4 protein-coding genes and 1 pseudogene are annotated in these 6,836 nt (G+C 71.4%); 1 reads left to right on the top strand and 4 read right to left on the bottom strand.

What is annotated here, in order from left to right; genetic code table 11:
* Positions 1–137: 137 nt before the first annotated feature.
* Complete coding sequence (locus ABT048_RS37830; protein ID WP_350526161.1) at positions 138–2,696, top strand: ABC transporter permease; 2,559 nt, start codon at positions 138–140, stop codon at positions 2,694–2,696.
* Positions 2,697–2,866: 170 nt separating this feature from the next.
* Here the strand turns inward: ABT048_RS37830 and ABT048_RS37825 are convergent, their stop codons facing one another.
* The 4 genes and pseudogenes from ABT048_RS37825 to ABT048_RS37810 all read right to left on the bottom strand — a co-directional run bounded on the left by ABT048_RS37825 (position 2,867) and on the right by ABT048_RS37810 (position 6,780).
* Positions 2,867–4,234, bottom strand: a complete 1,368-nt coding sequence (locus ABT048_RS37825) for an NAD(P)/FAD-dependent oxidoreductase (protein ID WP_350526160.1) — start codon at positions 4,232–4,234, stop codon at positions 2,867–2,869.
* 428 nt (positions 4,235–4,662) lie between these two features.
* Positions 4,663–5,598 (bottom strand): Ppx/GppA phosphatase family protein, encoded by a 936-nt coding sequence (locus ABT048_RS37820; protein WP_350526165.1) that lies wholly within the window; start codon positions 5,596–5,598, stop codon positions 4,663–4,665.
* Between the two features lie 206 nt (positions 5,599–5,804).
* Positions 5,805–6,326: pseudogene (locus ABT048_RS37815) on the bottom strand (DUF501 domain-containing protein); the annotation flags it as partial.
* On the bottom strand, positions 6,298–6,780 hold the full coding sequence (locus ABT048_RS37810; protein ID WP_350526159.1) for an FtsB family cell division protein: 483 nt from the start codon (positions 6,778–6,780) through the stop codon (positions 6,298–6,300). The pseudogene ABT048_RS37815 and the gene ABT048_RS37810, both read right to left, overlap by 29 nt.
* Positions 6,781–6,836 lie beyond the last annotated feature (56 nt).

Here is a 6,836-nt window from a genome sequence, read left to right as displayed (position 1 = left end):
GAACTCCACCACCCCACCGCCGACACCGTCCTGGACCGCATGCGCCGCTTCGACGCCAAGGGCCGCACCAGCTAGAGCACACCCCCTCACGGCCCGCCGCCCCGCAGCCAGCCCACCGACCCTTCCCAGGACACCCCATGTATCGCACCGCACTGCGCAACGTGCTGGCCCACAAGGGCCGACTGCTCATGACGGCGCTGGCCGTCATGCTCGGCACCGCCTTCGTGGCGGGCACCATGGTCTTCTCCGACACCTTCGGCAAGGCCATGCGGGACAGCAACTCCAAGAGCTACTCGGACGTCTCGGTCCAGGTGGTCGACCAGGCGGCCGGCTCCGCCGCGAGCGCCAAGCAGAAGAGCGAGAGCGGCTCCGCCGCGCTCACCGACGCCACCCTCCAGCAGCTGGCCGCCCTGCCGGGCACCGCGAACGCGCGCGGCGTGGTGAGCGGCTTCACCGGCGTGGCCGACCACAAGGGCAACCTGATCGGCCAGTTCTGGGCCGCCAAGGGCGCCAACTTCGCCCCCGGCCAGGACGGCCGGGACCCGCGCTACCCGATGGCCGAGGGCCAGGGCCCGAAGAACGCCAAGGAGATCGCACTCGACCGCAAGACCGCCGACAAGGCGGGCTACAAGGTCGGCGACACGGTGCGGGTGGCCGCCAACGGCCCCGTGATCGAGGCGAAGCTCACCGGCGTCTTCACCACCGACGACCCGGTGGTGAACACCGGCGGCACGCTCACCCTGTTCGACAAGGCCACCGCCCAGCAGCTGCTGCTGGAGCCCGGCCGCTACAGCGGCGTCGTGCTCACCGCCAAGCCCGGCACCACCGAGGACGCGCTGCTCGCCCAGGTGCAGCCCAAGGTGCCGTCCGGCAGCCAGTTCGACGTCGAGACCGGCGCCAAGCTCAAGGCCGACGAGCAGAGCATGATCACCAAGGGCACCGACAACATGCGCACGATGCTGCTGGTGTTCGCCGGCATCTCGCTCTTCGTCGGCATCTTCATCATCGCCAACACCTTCACCATGCTGGTCGCCCAGCGCACCAAGGAGCTCGCGCTGCTGCGGGCCATCGGCGCCAGCCGCAAGCAGGTCACCCGCTCGGTGCTGGTCGAGGCCCTGGTGATCGGCACCGTCTCGGCGCTGGCCGGTCTGGCCGCGGGCGTCGGGATCGGCGCGGGGATGCAGTCCCTGATCGTCGGTCTGAACGAGAACATGCCGAGCGGCGCCCTGGTGATCAAGCCGGTCACCGTCGCGGTGACCCTCGTGGTCGGCGTCGTGGTGACGGTGCTGTCCGCGCTGCTGCCGGCCCTGCGCGCCGCCCGGATCGCCCCGGTGGCCGCGATGAGCAGCGGCGACCAGCCGGCCTCCCAGAAGAGCCTGGTGGTCCGCAACACCATCGGCTCGCTGCTCGCCGCCGGCGGCCTGGCCCTGATCGGCTACGGCGCCTCCACCGGCAGCACCGACGGCCGGGTCCCGGTCGGCCTGGGCGCGTTCCTGGCCCTGATCGGCGTGTTCGTCCTGCTGCCGCTGCTCTCCCGCCCGGTGGTGGCCCTGCTCGGCCCGCTGCTGCGCGGCCTCGGCGGGACGCCCGGCAAGCTGGCCCAGCAGAACGCGGTGCGCAACCCGCGCCGGACGGCGGCGACGGCCGCGGCGCTCACCATCGGCCTGACCCTGGTCAGCGGCCTCACCGTGATCGGCGCCTCGGTGTCGGACGTGGTGGACCGGGCCGTCACCAGCTCGATGAAGGCCGACTACATCGTCTCGACCGCCAACGGCATGAACCTCTCCGAGCAGGTGCCCGCGCAGATCGCCAAGGCCCCCGGGGTGGCGGCCTCCTCGCCGATGACCACGGCGTACTGGGAGCTCGACGGCACCGGCAAGTCGATCTCCGGTCTGGACACGGCGACCTTCGACCAGCTGGTCGACATCGACCTGACCAGCGGGTCCGCCGCCGCGCTCGGCAAGGGCCAGCTGCTGGTGGACGAGGACGTCGCCAAGAAGTTCAACGTCACCACCGGCTCGACCATGACCGTCTCCTACCCGGACGACACCAAGGGGCAGCTCACCGTCGGCGGCGTGTACAGGACGGGCGGCATGCTCGGCCCGGCCCTGCTGGCCAACAGCGAGATCGCCAAGCACGACCCGAAGCCGTACGTCTCCGACGTCCTCGTCAAGGGCAAGGACGGCGCCACCGACACGCTCAAGCAGTCGCTCAAGGACGCCACCGGCGCCAACCCGGTGATCGAGGTGAAGTCCAAGCAGGACGTCCGCGACGGCTTCAGCCAGACCATCACCTTCGCGCTGAACCTGATGTACGGCCTGCTGGGCATGGCGGTCCTGATCGCGATCCTGGGCGTGATCAACACGCTGGCGATGTCGGTCTTCGAGCGCAAGCGCGAGATCGGGATGCTGCGGGCGATCGGCCTGGACCGCCGGGGCATCAAGCGGATGGTCCGTCTGGAGTCCGTGGTGATCTCGCTGTTCGGCGCCGGCATCGGCCTGGCCCTCGGGTGCTTCATCGCCTGGGCGATCAACGGCACCCTGAAGTCCAGCCTGGCCGGGCTGACCACCGTCCTGCCGTACGGCCAGCTGGCGCTGTTCCTGGCGCTCGCCGGAGTGGTGGGCCTGGTGGCCGCGATCTGGCCGGCCCGCCGGGCGGCCGGGCTGGACATCCTGTCGAGCATCAAGACCGACTGACCCGGGACGCGCGGAGAGCCCCTGCCGATCCCGGCAGGGGCTCTCCTACTGCTGTACTCCGCCCGGTCACAGGGCCGGCTGAGCACCACGGAGGTCGTGGTCCGGCAACGCTGCCGGGCGGAGGGCCTCCGACTCATACCCCGGTGCTCCCACACCGGGGTCTCAGTCGCTTACTTGCTCGCGAGTTCCTTGTCGGCGGCCGGCTTGGCGGCCTCGACGGGCTTGGTGGGCGGGGTGACCTCCTGGATCGGAAGCTGCGGCTTCTCCATCTGGGAGAGGCCGACCATCTCGCGCTTCAGGAACATCGCGAGGGTCCAGTCGGTGAAGACGCGGACCTTGCGGTTGAAGGTCGGCACCATCGCGCCGTGGTACAGGCGGTGGAACCACCAGGCCGGACGGCCCTTCAGCTTGTACTTGCCGAAGAGGATCGCGACGCCCTTGTGCAGGCCGAGACCGGCGACCGCACCGAGGTTCTTGTGCTTGTACTCCGCCTGCGGGAAGCCGCGCATGCCGGAGATCACGTTGTCGCCGAGGACGACGGCCTGACGGCAGGCGTGCTGCGCGTTCGGCGGGCACCAGGCGCCCTCGCCGGCGGCGAGGTCCGGGACCTGGGCGTTGTCGCCGGCGGCCCAGACGTAGTCGAAGCCCTGGACCTGGAGGGTCGGCGCGGTGTCGACGTGGCCGCGCGGGCCCAGCGGCAGACCGAACTCGGACAGCACCGGGTTCGGCTTCACGCCGGCCGTCCACACGATGGTGGAGGCGTCCATCTCCATGCCGTTCTTCAGCATGACGTGGCCGTCGACGCAGGAGTCCATCGAGGTCTCGATGTAGACCTCGATGTTGCGCTCTTCGAGCTTCTCCTTGGTCCACAGACCGAGGTCCGGGCCCATCTCGGGGAGGATGCGGTTGGCGGCCTCGACCACGACGAAGCGCATGTCGTCGCGGCTGACGGTCCGGTACAGCTTGGACGCGTCGCGCGCCATGTCCTCGATCTCGGCGATCGTCTCGATGCCGGCGAAGCCACCGCCGATGACGACGAAGGTCAGGGCCTTGCGGCGGACCTCCTCGTCCGTGGTGGACTCGGCCTTGTCGAGCTGGGCCATGACGTGGTTGCGGAGGCCGATGGCCTCCTCGACCGTCTTCATGCCGATGCCGTTCTCCGCCAGACCCGGGATCGGGAAGGTGCGGGAGACCGAGCCGGTCGCGACGACCAGGTACTCGAAGGGCAGCTCGTAGCTGTCGCCGGCCGCGGGCTGGACGGTGGCGACCTTGCGGGCGTGGTCGATGCCGGTGACGGACCCGGTCAGCACCTCCGCCTGCTTGAGGGCGCTGCGCAGCGGCGCGACGAGGTTGCGGGGCGCGACGTTGCCGCCGGCCGCCTCGGGGAGGAAGGGCAGGTACGTCATGTACGACCGCGGGTCCACGACCGTGACGGTCGCTTCGCCGTAGCGCATCTTCTTGAGGATGCGCATCGCGGCATACAGGCCGACGTAACCACCGCCGACAATGAGGATGCGAGGACGCTCCGTGGTGCTCATATCCGAAAGTATCCAGCACCGTCCGGAGCAGCCTTCGTGAGCCCGGTCACAAGCTCATGGACCCCCCGTGCTACACTGCGCGGCCACAAAACCGGCACGGGCGCGCAACCTCACGGCCCTTCACGCCCCCTCGTGAACATGCGCCGGAGCACCACCCTGCTGAGCAGCAACGATCCGTACAGGGCCCGGGTTCCCGCGCGTGGTTTTGATATTCAAACCCCGAACGAGCCCTGACCTGCGATCCAAGGGTCGTCACTACCGGGAGGCCTTCGGTCCCACAATTCGGACGTAGCGGGCGAGCCGGTGCGACGAATGGCCTGATCGTCATGTGAAGAAATTCACGAACCTTTTCGCACGGGCCCGGGCGCGTCCCGGCCCCGGCCCTCCGAAAGGGGTGCCGGGGCCGGTCGGGTAAGCCCTGCCGGGGGTCAGGAGGCGATACCCCAGGCGATCCCGTCCAGGATGTCGTGCTCGCTCACGACCACCTCGGCGGCGCCGGTGCGCTCCATGATCTCCAGCAGCTCCAGCGCGCCGGCCGCGATCACGTCCACCCGGCCCGGGTGCATCGACGGGATGGCCGCGCGCTCGGCGTGAGTCGCGGCCAGCAGCTCGCGGGCGATCTCGGCGACCCGCTCCCGGCCGATCCGCGAGTGGTGGATCGCGGCGGAGTCGTAGTCCGGCAGGCCCTGGGCGATCGCGGACACCGTGGTGACCGTCCCGGCCAGGCCCACCAGGGTGGCCGCGCCGGTCAGCGGGACGACCTCCTCGGCCTTGTCCAGCTCGGCCCGCACGTGCGCCCGGGCCTCGGCGACCTGCTCCGCGGAGGGCAGCTCGGCGCCGCCGAAGTGCCGCTCGGTGAGCCGCACGCAGCCGATGTCCACCGAGCGCGCCGCCTGCACGTCCTCCGCGCCGAGCACGAACTCGGTCGAGCCGCCGCCGAGGTCGAACACCAGGTAGGGGGCGGGGAACTGACCTCCGGTCAGCTCCTTGGTGGCGCCCAGGAAGGACAGTCGCGCCTCCTCCTCGCCGCTCACCACCTCGGGCTCGACGCCCAGGACGTCGCGCACGCCCTTGACGTACTCGTCGCTGTTCTCGGCGTCCCGGGAGGCGCTGGTGGCGACGAAGCGCACCCGCTCCGGGCCGACCCCGAAACCGGAGATGATCTCCTGGTACTCCCGGCAGGCCGCGAAGGTGCGGGCCAGCGCGTCCGGGTGCAGCCGGCCGGTCTGGTCCACGCCCTGGCCCAGCCGGTTGACGATCATCCGGCGGTCGAGGTCGGTGATCTCCCCGGTCTCCGGGTCCAGGTCGGCGACCAGCAGCCGGATCGAGTTGGTGCCGCAGTCGATCGCGGCGACTCGGGTCATGGTCACTGCGACTCCTGCTGCCCGCCGGTGTCCCCGGCCGACCCGCCCGGGGCCGCCGCGTCCTGCGCCGCGTCCTCGGCCGGCTCCTGCGCGGCACGCTTCTTGGCGGCGCGCTCGGCGGTCTTCTGCTGCTTGGCGGCGATCACGGCGTCGTGGTCCTGGTCCTTGGCGCGGTTGCGGGCGACCCGCTCACCGGCCGCCTGGACCTCGGCCGGGGAGACGCACGGGCCCTTCGCCCACCAATCCTCCAGCATGCCGATCGCCTCGTCGCCGAGCGGGTTGACGCCCTCGCCGGCCGCCAGCGAGTGGCCGACCAGCACGTGCAGGCACTTCACCCGGTCCGGCATGCCGCCGGCGCTCGGGAAGCCCTCCAGCACCTCGATGGCGTCGCGCCGGGCGATGTAGTCCTCGTGCGCCTCCTGGTAGGCGGCGGCCAGCTCCGGGTCCTCGGCGAGCCGGGCCGTCTGGTCCTTCATGACGCCTTCCGCCTCCAGGGTGCCGATCAGCGAGGCGGCCTTGGGGCAGGTCAGGTAGTAGAGCGTCGGGAACGGCGTGCCGTCGGGCAGGCGGGGAGCCGTCTCCACGACGTCCGGGTTGCCGCACGGGCAGCGGTGGGCCACGCCGCGCAGGCCGCGCGGCACCCGGCCGAGCTGGGCGGCGATGGCCGCGACGTCGGCGTCGGAGACGGCGGGGTGGTTCTCAGTGGTCATGGGGGGAGGTGTCTCCAACGGGGGACGGTGGGAGCGAAAGGGGGGTGCCGGGGGCCGGCGCGGCGGTGTCGGCGGCGTCGACCGAGTCCCAGATGCTGGTGTACCAGGGCTTGGCGGCCGTCGCCTGACCGGCGGCCACCCCGGCGGCGGGGGCGCCGGCGGCGGACGAGGAGGGCTTGGCGGAGGCCTGGCCGGCCGGATCCACCGCGATGTACGGGGTCTCCCCCGGCACCGCGTAGTGCAGCCGGGCGCGCGCCTGCGCCTTGACGTACTCCGGGTCCTGCCAGCGGGCCCGGTCCCGGCGCAGCTGCTCGACCTGCCGGCGCACCTGGTCGGCCTTCGCCCGCTGGGCGGAGATCTCGGCGCGCTGGGAGATGAACTGCCGCGTCGGGTAGGCGAGGATCGCCACCAGCGAGCACAGCACCAGGACGAGGACGGTCGCCCGGCTCGTGAACCGAGGCCGGGCCGCCAAGCCCGGGATCCTCCAGCCTGCCATCTCCCGTATCCCCTCCTGGTCGCGACGGTGCC

It is taken from the genome of Kitasatospora sp. NPDC096140, assembly GCF_040303045.1.
Classification (GTDB): Bacteria; Actinomycetota; Actinomycetes; order Streptomycetales; family Streptomycetaceae; genus Kitasatospora.
This window is presented reverse-complemented; position numbering and strand designations above follow the sequence as displayed.

Excerpts from the sequence above, each read along its gene's own strand:
- ABT048_RS37830 (WP_350526161.1), top strand. The coding sequence starts at position 138 with ATGTATCGCACCGCACTGCGCAACGTGCTGGCCCACAAGGGCCGACTG.
- ABT048_RS37825 (WP_350526160.1), bottom strand. The coding sequence starts at position 4,234 with ATGAGCACCACGGAGCGTCCTCGCATCCTCATTGTCGGCGGTGGTTAC.
- ABT048_RS37820 (WP_350526165.1), bottom strand. The coding sequence starts at position 5,598 with ATGACCCGAGTCGCCGCGATCGACTGCGGCACCAACTCGATCCGGCTG.